The organism is Streptomyces ruber, from assembly GCF_014648075.1.
GTDB classification, from domain to species: Bacteria; Actinomycetota; Actinomycetes; order Streptomycetales; family Streptomycetaceae; genus Streptomyces; species Streptomyces ruber.
On sequence record NZ_BMQK01000002.1, the window covers coordinates 421893 to 437026 of the forward strand.

The window sequence follows — 15134 nt, forward strand, 5'->3', positions numbered from 1 at the left end:
GACACGGATGACCCCGTGACACGGGCGCCCCGATGACCGGGGCGGCGCCGTGACGCGGGCGGCCGGGGCCGGCAGAGCGCCGTCCCGGCCGCGGCGGGAGCGGTCCGGGCGGGGCGGGCCCGGACGGGACCGACCCGGGCGGGAGCGGGCCGGTCCCGTCCGCGGCGCGTGGTTCCTCGTCCTGCCCGCGCTGCTGCCCGTCCTGGTGCTGAGCGTCGGCCCCCTGCTGTACGGGATCGCGCTGGCGTTCACCGACGCCCAGTCGGGGCGGGCCGGGCCCACGCGGTGGATCGGGGCCCTCAACTTCCGGGACCTGCTGCACGACACGCTGTTCTGGGAGTCGTTCCGGATCGGTCTGGTCTGGTCGGCCGGGGTGACCGTGCCCCAGTTCCTGCTGGCGCTCGGGCTCGCGCTGCTGCTCCACCAGGACCTCCGGCTGCGCCCGCTGGCCCGGGCCCTCGCGATCGTCCCGTGGGCGATGCCCGAGGTGGTGGTCGGCGTCATGTGGCGGCTGGTCTACCACCCGGACGCGGGCGTCCTCAACGAGACACTGCGCGACCTGGGCCTCGGCGACGGCCGCGACTGGCTGGGCGGGCCGGCCACCGCGCTGCCCGCGGTGATCGTGGTCGGCGTCTGGGCGGGCATGCCGCAGACCACGGTCGCCCTGCTCGCCGGGCTGCAGAACACCCCGCGCGAACTCCACGAGGCCGCCGCCGTGGACGGCGCGGGCGCCTGGCGCCGCTTCCGCAGCGTGACCTGGCCCGCCCTCAGACCGGTGGCGCTCGCGATCACGGCGCTCAACCTCATCTGGAACTTCAACGCCTTCGCGCTGGTGTACGTGCTGACCAGCGGCGGACCCGGCGGCCGCACCCGGCTGCCGACGCTGTTCGCGTACGAGGAGGCCTTCCGGTACGGGCAGTTCGGCTACGCGGCGGCGATGGGATGCGCGATGGTGGCGGTGATCTCGGTGATCCTCGCGTTCCACCTGGCGGCCCGGTTGCGGGGAGGCGAGGACGGATGAGATCCGGCACGGCGGCGCGCGCGGGCCAGTACGCGGCCCTGCTCGCCTACCTCCTCTTCCTCGCCCTGCCCTTCCTCTGGCTCCTCTCGACCGCCTTCAAACCGCCGCGCGAACTGGGCGGCCCGCACCCCGCCTGGATCCCGCGGGACCCCACCCTCGCCAACTTCCAGCAGGCCTTCGCCGAACAGCCGCTGCTGCGCGCCGCGCTCAACTCCCTGGTGGCGGCGCTCGGCGCGGCCGTCGTCGCCGTCCTGATCGCCACGCCCACGGCGTACGCCGTCGCCCGGCGCCGCACCCCGCTCGGCCGCGCCGCGACCGGCTGGGTGGTCGTCAGCCAGGCGTTCCCCTTCGTGCTGGTGATCGTCCCGCTGTTCCTGGTGCTGAAGAACCTGCGGATGGTCGACTCGGTGCCCGGTCTGGTCCTGGTGTACGTCGTGTGGGCGCTGCCGTTCGCGCTGTGGATGCTCATGGGGTACGTACGCGCCGTGCCGGCCGAACTGGAGGAGGCCGCCGCGGTGGACGGGGCGGGCCGGCTGCGCACGCTGGTCTCGGTGACGGCGCCGCTGCTCGCGCCGGGCGTCGCCGCGACGGCGCTGTTCGCGTTCGTCACCGCCTGGAACGAGTTCTTCTTCGCGCTGGTGCTGCTGAAGACCCCGGAGAGACAGACCCTGCCGGTCGTCCTCACCCGCTTCACCGGCCCGGAGGGCGTCGCCGACCTCGGCCCCCTCGCCGCGGCGGCGGCCCTCGCGACGCTGCCCTCGCTGGCCGTCTTCGCGGTCGTCCAGCGGCGGATCACAAGCGGGCTGCTCGCCGGGGCGGTGAAGGGCTGATGCGGACGACGAGGCGCATCACGGCGGCCCTGGCCGCCCTGGTGCTCGTGCTCACCGGCTGTTCCGGCGACGGCGGCCGGGAGGACGGCCGGATCACCCTGCGCTTCCAGTCCCTGGCCTGGCAGCGGGAGTCGGTCGAGGCGAACCGGGAACTGGTGGCGGAGTGGAACGCCGCCCACCCGGGCGTCCGGGTCGAGTACGTCCAGGGCAGCTGGGGCAGCGTCCACGACCAGCTGCTCACCTCCTTCATGGGCGGCGAGGCGCCCGACATCGTCCACGACGCCTCCGACGACCTGGCCGACTTCGCGTACGGCGGCTACCTCGCCGACCTGCGCGGGCTCCTGTCCGACCGGCTGGAGGCGGACATCCCGCGCCGCAGCTGGGAGACGACGACCTTCGGGGACGGGGTCTACGGCGTGCCGTTCCTGCAGGAACCGCGCGTCCTGATCGCCGACGCGGCCCGGCTCCGGGAGGCGGGCGTGCGTATCCCGACCCCGGACGACCCGTGGACCTGGGACGAGTTCCGCTCCGTGACGAAGGAGCTGAGCGACCCGGACGCGGGGAGGTACGGGGTGGCCTGGCCGCTCAAGGAACCCGTCCCGGCCACGCTCGACCTCTCCCTGTCCGCCGGGGGCCGGATGTTCCACCGGGACGCGGACGGAAAGGCGCGCATCCGCTTCCGCGCCGCCGACGCGGTGGTGCCGGGCACGGTCCGGGCCCAGGTGAACACCGACCGGAGCGCGTCCGGCAGCACGCTCGGCATGGGCGGCGCGGACACGCTGCCCGGCTTCTTCGGCGGCCGGTACGCGATGGTCCCGCTCGGCTTCTCCTACCGCCAGCAGATCGTCCAGCAGGCGCCCGAGGGCTTCGACTGGCAGGTGCTGCCCGCCCCGGCGGGCGCCGACGGGCTCACCCAGGGCGTCAGTCCGCAGACGCTCTCGGTCGCCGCGGACAGCCCGCACAGGGAGGAGGCGGCCGCCTTCGTCGACTTCCTGCTCCGCCCCGGGAACCAGGTGCGCCTCGCGCTCGGCGACTGGATGCTGCCCACCGGCCGGACCGCCCTCGCCGACCCGGCCCTGCGCACGGAGCGGCACGGCTGGGCCACCGGCACGGCCCTCGCGGAACACCTCCGCCCGGCTCCCGCCCAGTCCGTCCGCGGCTACCCGGAGTGGCAGGACAAGATCGCCACACCCGCCCTCCAGGAGTACTACAGCGGCGCGATCGGCCTCTCCGAGCTGCGGAAACGGCTGGTGGAGGACGGCAACCGGGTGCTCGCGCGCTACCAGAGGTGAGGCGCCGGGGCGGCAGGCGCACGGTAAATGAGTTGTACGAGACGTATCGTCTCGCCTATGGTCGCGGCATGACCTCGCACATCGCCATGTTCTCCATCGCCGCCCACGGCCACGTCAACCCCCACCTGGAAGTGATCCGCGAGCTCGTCGCCCGGGGGCACCGGGTGACGTACGCGATCCCGCCGGTCTTCGCGGACAAGATCGCGGAGACCGGCGCGGAGCCCAGGCTCTGGAACTCGACGCTGCCCACCCCGGACGACGACCCCTCGGCGTGGGGCGACACGCTCCTGGACAACGTGGAGCCCTTCCTGGACGACGCGATCCAGGCGCTGCCCCAGCTCATCGAGGCGTACCAGGGCGACGAGCCGGACCTCGTGCTGTACGACACCACCTCCTACCCGGGCGCCGTCCTCGCCCGCCGCTGGGGCGTCGGGGCGATCTCCCTCTCGACGCACCTCGTGGCCTGGCGAGGGTACGAGGAGGAGGTCGCCGAGCCGATGTGGCGGGAGCCGAAGCAGACCGAGCGCGGCAAGGCGTACTTCGCCCGCTTCCGCGCCTGGCTGGAGGAGAACGGGATCACCGAGGACCCGGACGACTTCTACGGTCACCCCGCCCGCTCCCTGGTCCTCGTCCCGAAGGCGCTCCAGCCGAACGCCGACCGGGTCGACGAGAGCGTGTACACCTTCGTCGGCGCCTGCCAGGGCGACCGCTCGGCCGAGGGGGAGTGGCAGCGGCCCGCGGACGCCGGGAAGGTGCTGCTCGTGTCGCTCGGCTCGGCCTTCACCAAGCGGCCCGACTTCTACCGCGAGTGCGTCAAGGCCTTCGGCGACCTGCCCGGCTGGCACGTGGTGCTGCAGATCGGCAAGCACGTCGACCCGGCCGAACTCGGCGACGTACCGGCCAACGTGGAGGTGCGCGACTGGGTGCCGCAACTGGCCGTCCTGAGGCAGGCCGACGCGTTCATCACGCACGCGGGCGCCGGCGGCAGCCAGGAGGGGCTCGCCACGGCCACGCCCATGGTCGCCGTGCCGCAGGCCGTCGACCAGTTCGGCAACGCGGACATGCTCCAGGCGCTCGGCGTCGCCCGGCACGTCCCGATGGAGGAGGCGACCGCGGAGACCCTCCGGGAGGCGGTGCTGGCCCTCGTCGACGACCCCGAGGTGGCGCGCCGGCTGGCCCGTGTCCAGGCGGAGATGGCGGAGGAGGGCGGCACCCGGCGGGCGGCCGACCTCATCGAGGCCGCGCTGCCCCGTGGCTGACACCGGGGACGCGGCCGTCGAGGCCGCGATCGAGGGCGAGCTGCGACTGCTGGACCCGGAGGTGTGCCGCTCGCCCGGCCTCGTGGAGGCCCTGCTGCACCCGGAGTTCGAGGAGTTCGGCGCCTCGGGGCGGCGGTGGGACCGGGCCGCGATCCTCGCGGCCCTCACCGACCCGGCCGGCCCGTTGCGGCGGCCCGCGACGACTTCCCGGATACGCGGCGTCCGGCTCGCCCCCGATCTCGTCCATCTCACCTACGACTCGGAGAGCGGAGGCCGCTGGGCGCACCGCAGTTCGCTGTGGCGGCGGACGGGGGACGGCTGGCGGCTGTACTTCCACCAGGGCACGCCGTTCGATCCGGCACGGGAAGCCCGTAGTGTCGCGGTCATGAGCGACGGACAGAGCATCAGCGAGCTGCTGGAAGCCGCCTCGGCCCGGGCCGTGCCCGTGGTGCGCGGGGTGCCCGACGAGCGGCTCGGCGGCCCGACGCCGTGCGCGGAGTACTCCGTGCGGGAGCTGGTCGGCCACCTCACGCACGTGGTCGTGGGCTTCCAGGCGTACGCGGCCAAGGGGGAGGCGGACTTCGCGGTCACCCCGGACTACGTCGGCGAGGACCCGGGCTGGCGCGAGCGGTTCGCCGCCGAGGCCGGGAGACTGGTCGAGGCCTGGGCGGCACCCGGCGCGGAGGAGGGGACGGCCGGGCGGACGGGTCTTCCCGCCCGCACCCTGGGGCACATGGTGCTCCTCGACCTCCTGGTGCACGCCTGGGACCTGGCCGTCGCCACGGGGCAGGACTTCGAGCCCGACCCTTCCGTGGTGGAGCTCCTGACGCCGGTGGTGGAGCAGATGGCTCCGACGGCCCGGGAGTGGAAGGCGTTCGGCGCCCCGGCGCCCGTACCGGACGGCGCCACCGCCTTCGAGCGGCTGCTGGCGACGACGGGACGGGACCCGCGCCGGGGCACGCCGTGAGGGGGTCGGCTCAGGCACCCAGCGCCGTCAGGAGCGCCGGCCGCCGGGCCGCCTCGTACCGCTCCAGCAGCACCCGCGCCACCTCGGGCGCCGGGCCCAGGACGTCCGCGAGGACGTCCGCCTGCGCGGCGCCCCGGGCGATGCGGTCCGGCAGGAAGCCGGGCGCGAGGACGTACGGCGCGACCGCCACGCGCTCGCAGCCCGCGGCGCGCAGCTCCCGCACCGCGTCCTCGGTGCGGGGGAGGGAAGCGGAGGCGAACGCGGGCCGCACGGCGCACCAACCGGTGTGCCGCCACTCCCGCGCGATATCTGCGATCACCGCGATCGCCTCCGGGTCGGTGGACCCCGCCGAGGCCAGGACGACCCCGGTCGAGGACTTGTCGGCGGGGTCGAGGCCCGCCTCGTACAGCCGCCGTTCCAGCGCCGCCACCAGCAGCGGCGACGGGCCGAGCACCGCCGCCTGACGGATGCGCAGCCGCCGCGGCGCCTCCCGGAGCACGGCGGGGATGTCGGCCTTGGCGTGGAAGGCGCGGGTCAGCAGCAGCGGCAGCGCCACCACGTCCCGTACGCCCTCCGCCGCCAGCGATTCCAGCACCCCCTGCACGGAGGGGACGTTGAAGTCCAGGAAGCCGGTCTCCACGCGCAGCCCCGGCCGCATCGCCCGTACCCGCCGCACCAGGGCGTGCACCGTCGCGGCGTGCCGCGGGTCGCGGCTGCCGTGGGCGATGACGAGGAGGACCGGGGACGTCGTGGAGGCCATGGATGATCAGCTTTTCACGAGGAGGCCGCGGCTGCGCAGGACCCACCGCTCCAGCGGGCTGAAGATCAGCAGGTCGATCGCGATGCCGACGACGAGGATGAGGAGGATGGCGAGGAAGACCATGGACATCGAGCTGGAGTTGCGGCCGTTCTCCAGCAGCTGGCCGAGCCCGGTGCCGAGGTCGGGGTGCTGGGCGATGATCTCCGCGGCCATCAGCGACCGCCACGAGAACGCCCAGCCCTGCTTCAGCCCCGCCACGTAGCCGGGCAGCGCCGCCGGCATCACGATGTGCCAGGTGCCGCGCAGCCCCGTCGCCCCGAGGGTGCGGCCGGCCCGCAGGAACAGCGGGGGCACCTGGTCGACGCCGGACACCAGCCCGTTGGCGATCGACGGGACCGCGCCGAGCAGGATCACCGCGTACATCATCTGGTCGTTCAGCCCCAGCCAGATCACGGCCGGCGGCACCCAGGCCACCGACGGCAGGGACTGCAGGCCGGACAGGACCGGGCCGATCGCCGCGCGGACAAACCTCACCCGGGACACCAGCAGACCCAGCGGCGTGCCGATCGCGAGCGCCAGCAGGAAGCCGAACAGACCGCGCGAGACGCTCGTCCAGATGTAGCCGAGCAGGGTGCCCTGCAGCCAGGCGTCCTCGATCTCGCCCCACACGTCGCCGGGCGCGGGCAGCTTGGACGGATCGTCGACGATCTCGAAGGAGACCAGCGCCTGCCAGACCACCAGCACCAGCGCGACGGCGACCAGGGGCGGCAGGATCTTGCGGACGAAGGTCTCCCGGAACGGGGGGCGCCCGGTCTGGACGGTGTCCAGCGCGTCCAGACCCGCCTCCAGGCCCGCGAGGTCGCCGCCGCCCTCCTTCACGCTCTTCTCGTCCCTGACGTCGCCGTCCTGCACGGCGGAGGTCTCAGTGCTGGCCATGGCGGCGGATCTCCCCACGCAGTTGTTCGGTGATCTCGACGGACAGCTCCGCCACGGCGGTGTCCTCGATACGGCGCGGCTGCGGGATGTCCACCGTCCACTCGCGGGCGATCCGGCCCGGACGGGAGGACAGCAGGACGACGCGCTGCGCGAGCCGTACCGCCTCGCGCACGTTGTGCGTCACGAACAGCACGGACAGCTTCGTCTCCCGCCAGATGCGGGTGAGTTCGTCGTGCAGCACGTCCCGGGTGATGGCGTCGAGCGCGGCGAACGGCTCGTCCATCAGCAGCAGCTTGCTCTCCTGCGCCAGCGCGCGCGCCAGCGCCACGCGCTGGCGCATGCCGCCGGACAGCTCGTGCACGCGCTTGCCGTACGCGCCGCCGAGGCGGACGAGTTCGAGCAGCTCCTCGGCCCGGCCGCGCCGCTCGTTCTTCGGCACGCCCCTCAGCTTCAGGGCGAGTTCGATGTTCTTGCCCGCGGTCAGCCACGGGAACAGGGCGTGCTCCTGGAACATCAGGGCGGGCCGCCCGTCGGTCGTGATCTCCCCGGCGGTCGGGGCGTCGAGCCCCGCCACCAGGTTGAGCAGTGTGGACTTGCCGCAGCCCGACGCCCCCAGAAGGGTGACGAACTCACCCGGGGCGACGTCGAGCGTGATGTCGTCCAGGACGAGCTGCTGCCCCGTGGGCTGGGCGAAGGACTTCGAGACGTGCTCGATCCGGGCGGCGTGCCGCACCGTGCCGGTGCCCCCGGCGCCCTCGGCGAGGGTGGTCGTGGCCATGGTCGTCACCTCCTGGGAATCCTGGGAACTGGTCGGAACACGCGGTTACCGCACGCCGAGGCCGGCGTCGTCGACCTCGGGCTCGCCCTCGGCCCTCAGCACCTCGTTCAGCGGGGCCAGGTCGTAGATGCCGTCCAGGTCGGGCTCCTCCAGCAGGCCCGCCGAGACCGCGTGCCCCGCCTGCGAGTCCAGGGTGGAGGCGAGCGGGTCGTTCAGGAACTTGATGGACTCCCAGGCCGGGTCGAGGACCTCGGCGGGCAGCGCCTTGCCGGAGTCCTGCTTCAGCCGCTCGTTCGCGGCCTTCTTGGCCTCGTCCGGGTTGTCGTTGATCCACGCGTTGGTCCTCACCGAGCCGCGCAGCACCGCCTCGACGACCTTCGGGTGCTCCTTCAGGAACTTCTGCGACACGATGATGTTCGTGATCACGAACGCCTTGTCGGGCCACAGGTCGGCCTCGTCCAGCAGCACTTCCGCGCCCTCGGCGACCAGCTTGGACGCGGTCGGCTCCGGTACCCAGGCGCCGTCGATCGAGCCGGACCTGTAGGCGTCCGGAGTGATCTTGTTGTCGGTGCGGACCACGGAGACGTCGCCCTTGCCGCTCTGCGCGTCGACCTTCCAGCCCTGCTCGGCGATCCAGTGCAGGAACGCGACGTCCTGGGTGTTGCCGAGCTGCGGGGTGGCGATGTTCTTGCCCTTGACGTCGTCCAGGGTCTTGATCTTGTCCGGGTTCACGACCAGCTTCACCCCGCCGGACGCCGAACCCCCGATGATCCGGAGGTTCTTGCCGCCGGACCTGGTGTAGCCGTTGATGGCCGGGGAGGGGCCGATCCAGCCGATGTCGATGGAGCCCGAGTTCAGCGCCTCGATCTCGGAGGGACCGGCGTTGAAGGTCGCGTACTCGGCCTTCGTGCCGCCGAGCTCCTTCTGGAGGATGCCCCCCTGCCGGCCCACCAGCGCGGTCGCGTGGGTGAGGTTGTCGAAGTAGCCGATCCGTACGGTGTCGAGGCCGTCGATCTTCTCCGCCCCGGCGGAGACCTGCTCGGCCTCGTCGTCGGTGGCCTGGGAGCCGTAGCCGCAGGCGGCCAGGGTGAGCAGAGGGAGCGCGGCTAGCACCGCGAGGGAGCGCCGGAGGGCGGTGGTGGCAGGCACGGGAGGCTGTTCCTCTCGTTGGCCCGGCGGTCACGGCCTGTCAGTGGGTCAGGCGCTGGCCGGGAGGTCGGCAGGTCTTCGTCGAACGCGCGACGTCGGGCGGGGGGTGGCGAAGGCGCGCGGGCAGTGCGCGTACGTCAGCACGCACATCGCGCCACTCCGCCCTGTCCGCTGCCGAGGTCGCCGCTGCCGACGCGGCCGCCCTCCTTCGCGAACGTCGAGTAGACGTCGTACGGGTTCATGTCAGAAGTCCCACCCGTCGTCGTCGGCCTCGTCCCGGACGGGCTCCGGCGCGGCGAACGACTCGCCGACCATGCCGGCGGCCAGCGTGGTGCCGTCGGAGGGGTCGATCAGGAGGAACGAGCCGGTGCGCCGCGAGTCGGCGTAGGAGTCGACCGGCAGCGGCTCCGCGGTGCGGACCGTGACCCGCCCGATGTCGTTGGCGACGAGCCGGCCCGGGTGCGGGTGCAGGGACAGGTCGTCCAGGGTCAGCCGGGACGGGATGTCCTTGACGATCGCCTTGACCGTGCGGGTGCCGTGCTTGAGCAGCACCCGGTGGCCCACGCTCAGCGCCTGGTCGGCGACGTGGCAGACGGTCGCCTCAATGTCCTGCGTGGTTGCGGGCGCGTCCTTCGTCGGCACGATCAGGTCGCCGCGCGAGACGTCGATGTCGTCCGCCAGCAGCAGGGTCACCGACTGCGGGGTCCACGCCACGTCCACCGGCTCGCCCAGCAGGTCGATCCCGGCGACCGTCGTCGTACGGCCGGAGGGCAGCACCGTCACCTGCTCGCCGACCCGGAACGTGCCGGCCGCGATCTGGCCCGCGTACCCGCGGTAGTCCGGGTGCTCGGCGGTCTGCGGGCGGATCACGTACTGCACGGGCAGCCGGGCGTGGCAGTGCGCCAGGTCGTGGCTGACCGGGACGGTCTCCAGGTGCTCCAGGACCGTCGGGCCGCCGTACCAGTCCATGTGCGCGGAGGGCTCCACGACGTTGTCGCCCACGAGCGCCGAGATCGGGATCGCGGTGACCTCCGGGACGCCCAGCTCGGTCGCGTACGCCGTGAACTCCTCCGCGATGGCCGCGAAGACCTTCTCCGCGTAGCCGACGAGGTCCATCTTGTTGACGGCGAGGACGACGTGCGGGACGCGCAGGAGGGCGGCGATGGCGGCGTGGCGGCGGGTCTGCTCGACGACGCCGTTGCGGGCGTCGACGAGGACGACGGTGAGCTCGGCCGTCGAGGCGCCGGTGACCATGTTGCGGGTGTACTGCACGTGGCCGGGGGTGTCGGCCAGGATGAAGCGGCGCCGGGGGGTGGCGAAGTAGCGGTAGGCCACGTCGATGGTGATGCCCTGCTCGCGCTCGGCGCGCAGGCCGTCGGTGAGGAGGGCGAGGTCGGGGCCTTCCTGGCCGCGGCTCGCGGAGGCGCGCTCCACGGCCTCCAGCTGGTCGGTGAGGACCGACTTGGAGTCGTGCAGGAGGCGGCCGACGAGGGTGGACTTGCCGTCGTCGACGGAGCCCGCGGTCGCGAACCGCAGCAGGGTGGTGGCCGAGAGCTCCTCGGTCGTGGTCGTGCTCATGGCTAGAAGTACCCCTCGCGCTTGCGGTCTTCCATCGCGGCCTCGGAGAGCTTGTCGTCGGCGCGGGTGGCGCCGCGTTCGGTGAGCCGGGAGGCGGCGATCTCGGTGATCACGGCGTCGAGCGTGGTCGCCGCGGAGTCGACGGCGCCGGTGCAGGACATGTCGCCGACGGTGCGGTAGCGCACCAGCCGCCGCTCGACGCTCTCGCCGTCCTTGGGGCCGCCCCACTCCCCGGCGGTCAGCCACATGCCGCTCCGCCGGAACACCTCGCGCTCGTGCGCGAAGTAGATCTCCGGGAGTTCGATGCCCTCGCGGGCGATGTACTGCCAGACGTCCAGCTCGGTCCAGTTGGACAGGGGGAAGACGCGGACGTGCTCGCCGGGGGCGTGGCGGCCGTTGTAGAGCTGCCAGAGTTCGGGGCGCTGGCGGCGGGGGTCCCACTGGGAGAACTCGTCGCGCAGGGAGAAGACGCGTTCCTTGGCGCGGGCCTTCTCCTCGTCGCGGCGGCCGCCGCCGAAGACGGCGTCGAAGCGCTGCTCGCGGATGGTGTCGGTGAGGGGGAGGGTCTGCAGCGGGTTGCGGGTGCCGTCGGGGCGCTCCTTGAGCACGCCGCGGTCGATGTAGTCCTGCACGGAGGCGACGTGCAGCCGCAGCCCGTGCCGGGCGACCACGCGGTCGCGGTACTCCAGCACCTCGGGGAAGTTGTGCCCGGTGTCGACGTGCAGCAGGGCGAACGGGACCGGGGCCGGGGTGAAGGCCTTCAGCGCCAGGTGGAGCATGACGATGGAGTCCTTGCCGCCGGAGAACAGGATCACCGGGTGCTCGAACTCGCCCGCCACCTCGCGGAAGATGTGGACCGCCTCGGATTCGAGGGCGTCCAGGTGGGACAGGGCGTACGGGCTGCCCGTCTCCTCGGAGACGGAGGCGACGGTCGTCATGCCAGACCCCTTTCGACGAGCAGCTCGTGGACGGCGGCCGCGGACTCCTGCACCGTCTGGTGCTGCGACTCGATGCGCAGATCGGGGGAGTCGGGCTCCTCGTAGGGGTCGTCGACCCCGGTGAGCCCGGAGATCTCGCCCGCGGCCTGCCGGGCGTACAGCCCCTTCACGTCGCGTACGGAGCACACCTCGACGGGGGTGGCCACGTGCACCTCGACGTACGCGGCGCCGCTCGCGGCGTGCCGCTTGCGGACCGCCTCGCGGCTGTCGGCGTACGGGGCGATGACGGGGACGAGGGCGAGGACGCCGTTGCGGGCCAGCAGGTCGGCGAGGAAGCCGATGCGCTGCACGTTGGTGTGCCGGTCGGCGCGGCTGAAGCCGAGGCCGGCGGTGAGGAACTCGCGGATCTCGTCGCCGTCGAGGACCTCCACGCGGTGGCCGTCCGCGCGCAGGCGCTCTGCCAGCTCGTACGCGATGGTGGTCTTGCCGGCGCTCGGCAGACCCGTGAGCCAGACGGTGGCTCCGGTGGTCACTTGGCTCTCCTGATCTCGGGGGGTCCGGGGGACGGTGGCCATGTCAGCCGTGCAGTCCGCACTCGGTCTTGGCGCGGCCCGCCCAGCGGCCGGCGCGCGCGTCCTCGCCCTCGAGGACCCGGCGGGTGCAGGGGGCGCAGCCCACGGAGGCGTAGCCGTCCATGAGCAGCGGGTTGGTGAGCACTCCGTGCTCGGCGACGTAGGCGTCCACGTCGTCCTGGGTCCAGCGGGCGATCGGGGAGACCTTCACCTTCCGGCGCTTCTCGTCCCAGCCGACGACCGGGGTGTCCGCCCGGGTCGGGGACTCGTCGCGGCGCAGGCCGGTCGCCCAGGCGTCGAAGCGGGCGAGCCCCTCCTCCAGCGGCTTCACCTTGCGCAGGGCGCAGCACAGGTCGGGGTTCCGGTCGTGCAGCCTCGGGCCGTACTCGGCGTCCTGCTCGGCCACCGTCTGACGGGGCGTCAGCGTGATGACGTTGACGTCCATCACCGCCTCGACCGCGTCGCGGGTGCCGATGGTCTCCTCGAAGTGGTAGCCGGTGTCGAGGAAGACGACGTCGACGCCGGGCATCGCGCGGGAGGCGAGGTGGGCGACGACCGCGTCCTCCATGGAGGAGGTCACGCAGAAGCGCCTGCCGAAGGTGTCGGCGGCCCACTTGAGGACGTCCAGGGCCGGGGCGTCCTCCAGGTCGCGGCCGGCCTGCTCGGCGAGCGCCCTGAGCTCGGCGCGCCGGGCCTCCTCGGGGCCGGCCGCCCCCGGTGAGGTCGTGTCGGGATCCACCTTGACGGTCATATGTCCCCTCCGCTGTCGGCTCGTCGAACGCCCCGGGACAGCAGCCCGAGATACTTCAACTGGAAGGCGCGGTTGCACGCGTGGCATTCCCAGGTGCCGTGCGCGGCCTGCTCGCTCGGACGCAGGTCCTCGTCACCGCAGTAGGGGCAGTGGAAGGGCGCGGCGCGCTCGCTCACGACAACGCCTCCCCTTCTTCCGTGGCTCGGTTCGCCTCCGGGGCGCCGGTGCCTCCGTCGACGGTCGGCCGTGCTCGGCCACTCGTTCCTCGCGGCCTGCGCGCGGCCTCCCTCTCGACGGAGGCGCGCCCCTTCGGCTCACTCGCCCGGCTCACGACAACGCCTCCTCGGAGGCCCGCGTGGCCCACGTCGCGAAGCGTTCGCCGGGCTCGCGTTCCTTCTCGAACCGCTTCAGGACGCGCTCGATGTAGTCCGGCAGTTCCGCCGAGGTCACCTTCAGGCCGCGTACCTTGCGGCCGAAGCCGGCCTGGAGGCCGAGTGCGCCGCCCAGGTGCACCTGGTAGCCCTCGACGTGGTTGCCGTCGTCGTCCAGGACGAGCTGGCCCTTGAGGCCGATGTCGGCGGTCTGGATGCGGGCGCAGGCGTTCGGGCAGCCGTTGATGTTGATGGTGAGCGGCTCGTCGAAGTCCGGCATGCGGCGCTCGAGTTCGTCGATGAGGGAGGCGCCGCGCGCCTTGGTCTCGACGATGGCGAGCTTGCAGAACTCGATGCCGGTGCAGGCGATGGTGCCGCGGCGGAACGGCGACGGGTTCACCTGGAAGTCCAGTGCCTCGAGCCCGGCCACCAGCGAGTCGATCCGGTCCCGCTCCACGTCGAGAATGATCATCTTCTGCTCGACCGTGGTGTTGAGCCGGTCGGAGCCGTGCGCGGCGGCCAGATCGGCGATCCTGGTCAGGGTGGCGCCGTCGACACGGCCGACGCGCGGGGCGAAGCCCACGTAGTAGCGGCCGTCGCGCTGCTGGTGGACGCCGATGTGGTCGCGCCACCGGGAGACCGGCTCGTCGGGCGCCGGACCGTCGACCATCTTCCGCTTCAGGTACTCGTCCTCCAGCACCTGCCGGAACTTCTCCGGGCCCCAGTCGGCCATCAGGAACTTCAGCCGGGCCCGGTTGCGCAGCCGCCGGTAGCCGTAGTCGCGGAAGATGCCGACGACGCCGGCCCAGACGTCCGCGACCTCGTCCAGCGGCACCCAGGTGCCCAGCCGCTGGGCCAGCTTGGGGTTGGTGGACAGGCCGCCGCCGACCCAGAGGTCGAAGCCGGGGCCGTGCTCGGGGTGGACCACGCCGACGAACGCCACGTCGTTGATCTCGTGGACGACGTCCTGCACGGGGGAGCCGGAGACGGCCGTCTTGAACTTGCGCGGCAGGTTGGAGAACTCCTTGCTGCCGATGTAGCGCTCGTGGATCTCGTCCACGGCCGGGGTGCCGTCGATGATCTCGTCCGCGGCGATGCCCGCGACGGGGGAGCCGATGATGACGCGCGGGCAGTCCCCGCACGCCTCGGTCGTGGACAGCCCGACGGCCTCCAGCTTCTCCCAGATCGCCGGCACGTCCTCGATGCGCACCCAGTGCAGCTGGATGTTCTGCCGGTCGGTGATGTCGGCGGTGCCGCGCGCGTACGTCTCGGAGACCTCGCCGATGGCGCGCAGCTGGGCGACGGTCAGCCGGCCGCCGTCGATGCGCACCCGCATCATGAAGTACCGGTCGTCCAGCTCCTCCGGCGCGAGGACCGCCGTCTTGCCGCCGTCGATACCGGGCTTGCGCTGCGTGTACAGGCCCCACCAGCGCATACGGCCGCGCAGGTCGTTGGGGTCGATGGAGTCGAAGCCGCGTTTGGAGTAGATCGTCTCAATGCGTGTCCGCACATTGAGACCGTCGTCGTCCTTCTTGAACTGCTCGTTGCCGTTGAGGGGCGTGTGGTGACCAACGGCCCACTGGCCCTCGCCACGGTGACGGCTCACCTTGCGGCGGGGCGCGGCGGAGTTCTGCGGGGTGGCGGCCATGGTGGATACGTCCTTCGGGACAGGCGGGGATGCGGCTCCGACCTGCGCGCGCGGGTGCGTCACGACATGCGTGCCGAGAGTGCGCGGCGTCGGCGCGGGCGAGGCGGGGAGGGAAGTGCGGCGGTGCTGGGTCTGCTCAGCTCGCCGGACAGATGGCGCTGGACATGCGGCAGAGATCGACGTGTCGCCGACTCACCAAGGCAATTCCAGTTCCGGACATGGCGGAAGCGTGGCACGGCTTTTTGGACCCAGTCCACCTTTGTCCGAATCACGGACAAGTCTGT

At 72.6% G+C, this 15134-nt stretch carries 16 protein-coding genes; 5 read left to right on the forward strand and 11 right to left on the reverse strand.

What is annotated here, in order from left to right; all coding sequences use genetic code 11:
- Positions 1–49 precede the first annotated feature (49 nt).
- The 5 genes from IEZ04_RS06360 (at position 50) to IEZ04_RS35760 (ending at position 5369) form a co-directional block, all read left to right on the forward strand.
- Positions 50–1021 carry a carbohydrate ABC transporter permease gene (locus IEZ04_RS06360; protein WP_189215688.1) on the forward strand — a complete coding sequence of 324 codons (972 nt, stop codon included), beginning with the start codon at positions 50–52 and terminating at the stop codon, positions 1019–1021.
- Positions 1018–1851: a carbohydrate ABC transporter permease gene (locus IEZ04_RS06365; protein ID WP_189215689.1), complete on the forward strand. Its 834-nt coding sequence runs from the start codon at positions 1018–1020 to the stop codon at positions 1849–1851. Before IEZ04_RS06360 ends, IEZ04_RS06365 begins: the two co-directional genes overlap by 4 nt.
- Positions 1851–3143 (forward strand): ABC transporter substrate-binding protein, encoded by a 1293-nt coding sequence (locus IEZ04_RS06370; protein ID WP_189215690.1) that lies wholly within the window; start codon positions 1851–1853, stop codon positions 3141–3143. Before IEZ04_RS06365 ends, IEZ04_RS06370 begins: the two co-directional genes overlap by 1 nt.
- A 68-nt stretch (positions 3144–3211) precedes the next feature.
- A complete protein-coding gene (gene mgt / locus IEZ04_RS06375; protein WP_189215691.1) occupies positions 3212–4402 on the forward strand; it encodes a macrolide-inactivating glycosyltransferase in 1191 nt (396 codons plus the stop codon).
- Positions 4395–5369 carry a TIGR03086 family metal-binding protein gene (locus IEZ04_RS35760; protein ID WP_308429781.1) on the forward strand — a complete coding sequence of 325 codons (975 nt, stop codon included), beginning with the start codon at positions 4395–4397 and terminating at the stop codon, positions 5367–5369. The genes mgt and IEZ04_RS35760 overlap by 8 nt, the downstream gene beginning before the upstream one ends.
- A 10-nt stretch (positions 5370–5379) precedes the next feature.
- On the opposite strand, the gene IEZ04_RS06390 is transcribed toward IEZ04_RS35760, so the two are convergent.
- The 11 genes from IEZ04_RS06390 to IEZ04_RS35930 all read right to left on the reverse strand — a co-directional run bounded on the left by IEZ04_RS06390 (position 5380) and on the right by IEZ04_RS35930 (position 15070).
- The gene (locus tag IEZ04_RS06390) at positions 5380–6129 is read right to left on the reverse strand and encodes a sirohydrochlorin chelatase (RefSeq protein ID WP_189215692.1); all 750 of its coding nucleotides are present in this window, start codon (positions 6127–6129) and stop codon (positions 5380–5382) included.
- A gap of 6 nt (positions 6130–6135) precedes the next feature.
- Entirely contained in the window at positions 6136–7065 is a 930-nt protein-coding gene (locus tag IEZ04_RS06395; protein WP_189215693.1) for an ABC transporter permease, read from the reverse strand.
- Positions 7052–7843 (reverse strand): ABC transporter ATP-binding protein, encoded by a 792-nt coding sequence (locus IEZ04_RS06400; RefSeq protein WP_189215694.1) that lies wholly within the window; start codon positions 7841–7843, stop codon positions 7052–7054. The genes IEZ04_RS06395 and IEZ04_RS06400 overlap by 14 nt, the downstream gene beginning before the upstream one ends.
- Before the next feature lie 45 nt (positions 7844–7888).
- Complete coding sequence (locus IEZ04_RS06405) at positions 7889–8992, reverse strand: aliphatic sulfonate ABC transporter substrate-binding protein (RefSeq protein ID WP_189215695.1); 1104 nt, start codon at positions 8990–8992, stop codon at positions 7889–7891.
- A 243-nt stretch (positions 8993–9235) separates the two neighbouring features.
- Positions 9236–10570, reverse strand: a complete 1335-nt coding sequence (locus IEZ04_RS06415) for a sulfate adenylyltransferase subunit 1 (protein WP_189215697.1) — start codon at positions 10568–10570, stop codon at positions 9236–9238.
- 2 nt (positions 10571–10572) lie between these two features.
- Positions 10573–11508, reverse strand: a complete 936-nt coding sequence (gene cysD / locus IEZ04_RS06420) for a sulfate adenylyltransferase subunit CysD (RefSeq protein WP_189215698.1) — start codon at positions 11506–11508, stop codon at positions 10573–10575.
- The gene (cysC, locus tag IEZ04_RS06425) at positions 11505–12083 is read right to left on the reverse strand and encodes an adenylyl-sulfate kinase (protein WP_189215699.1); all 579 of its coding nucleotides are present in this window, start codon (positions 12081–12083) and stop codon (positions 11505–11507) included. Before cysC ends, cysD begins: the two co-directional genes overlap by 4 nt.
- A 1-nt stretch (position 12084) precedes the next feature.
- A complete protein-coding gene (locus IEZ04_RS06430) occupies positions 12085–12831 on the reverse strand; it encodes a phosphoadenylyl-sulfate reductase (protein ID WP_229820865.1) in 747 nt (248 codons plus the stop codon).
- Entirely contained in the window at positions 12828–13007 is a 180-nt protein-coding gene (locus IEZ04_RS06435) for a hypothetical protein (RefSeq protein WP_189215700.1), read from the reverse strand. Before IEZ04_RS06435 ends, IEZ04_RS06430 begins: the two co-directional genes overlap by 4 nt.
- Before the next feature lie 151 nt (positions 13008–13158).
- A complete protein-coding gene (locus IEZ04_RS06440) occupies positions 13159–14850 on the reverse strand; it encodes a nitrite/sulfite reductase (protein ID WP_189215701.1) in 1692 nt (563 codons plus the stop codon).
- 136 nt (positions 14851–14986) lie between these two features.
- Positions 14987–15070, reverse strand: coding sequence for a putative leader peptide (locus tag IEZ04_RS35930; RefSeq protein ID WP_316944184.1), 84 nt, complete (start codon positions 15068–15070; stop codon positions 14987–14989).
- Positions 15071–15134: the final 64 nt, after the last annotated feature.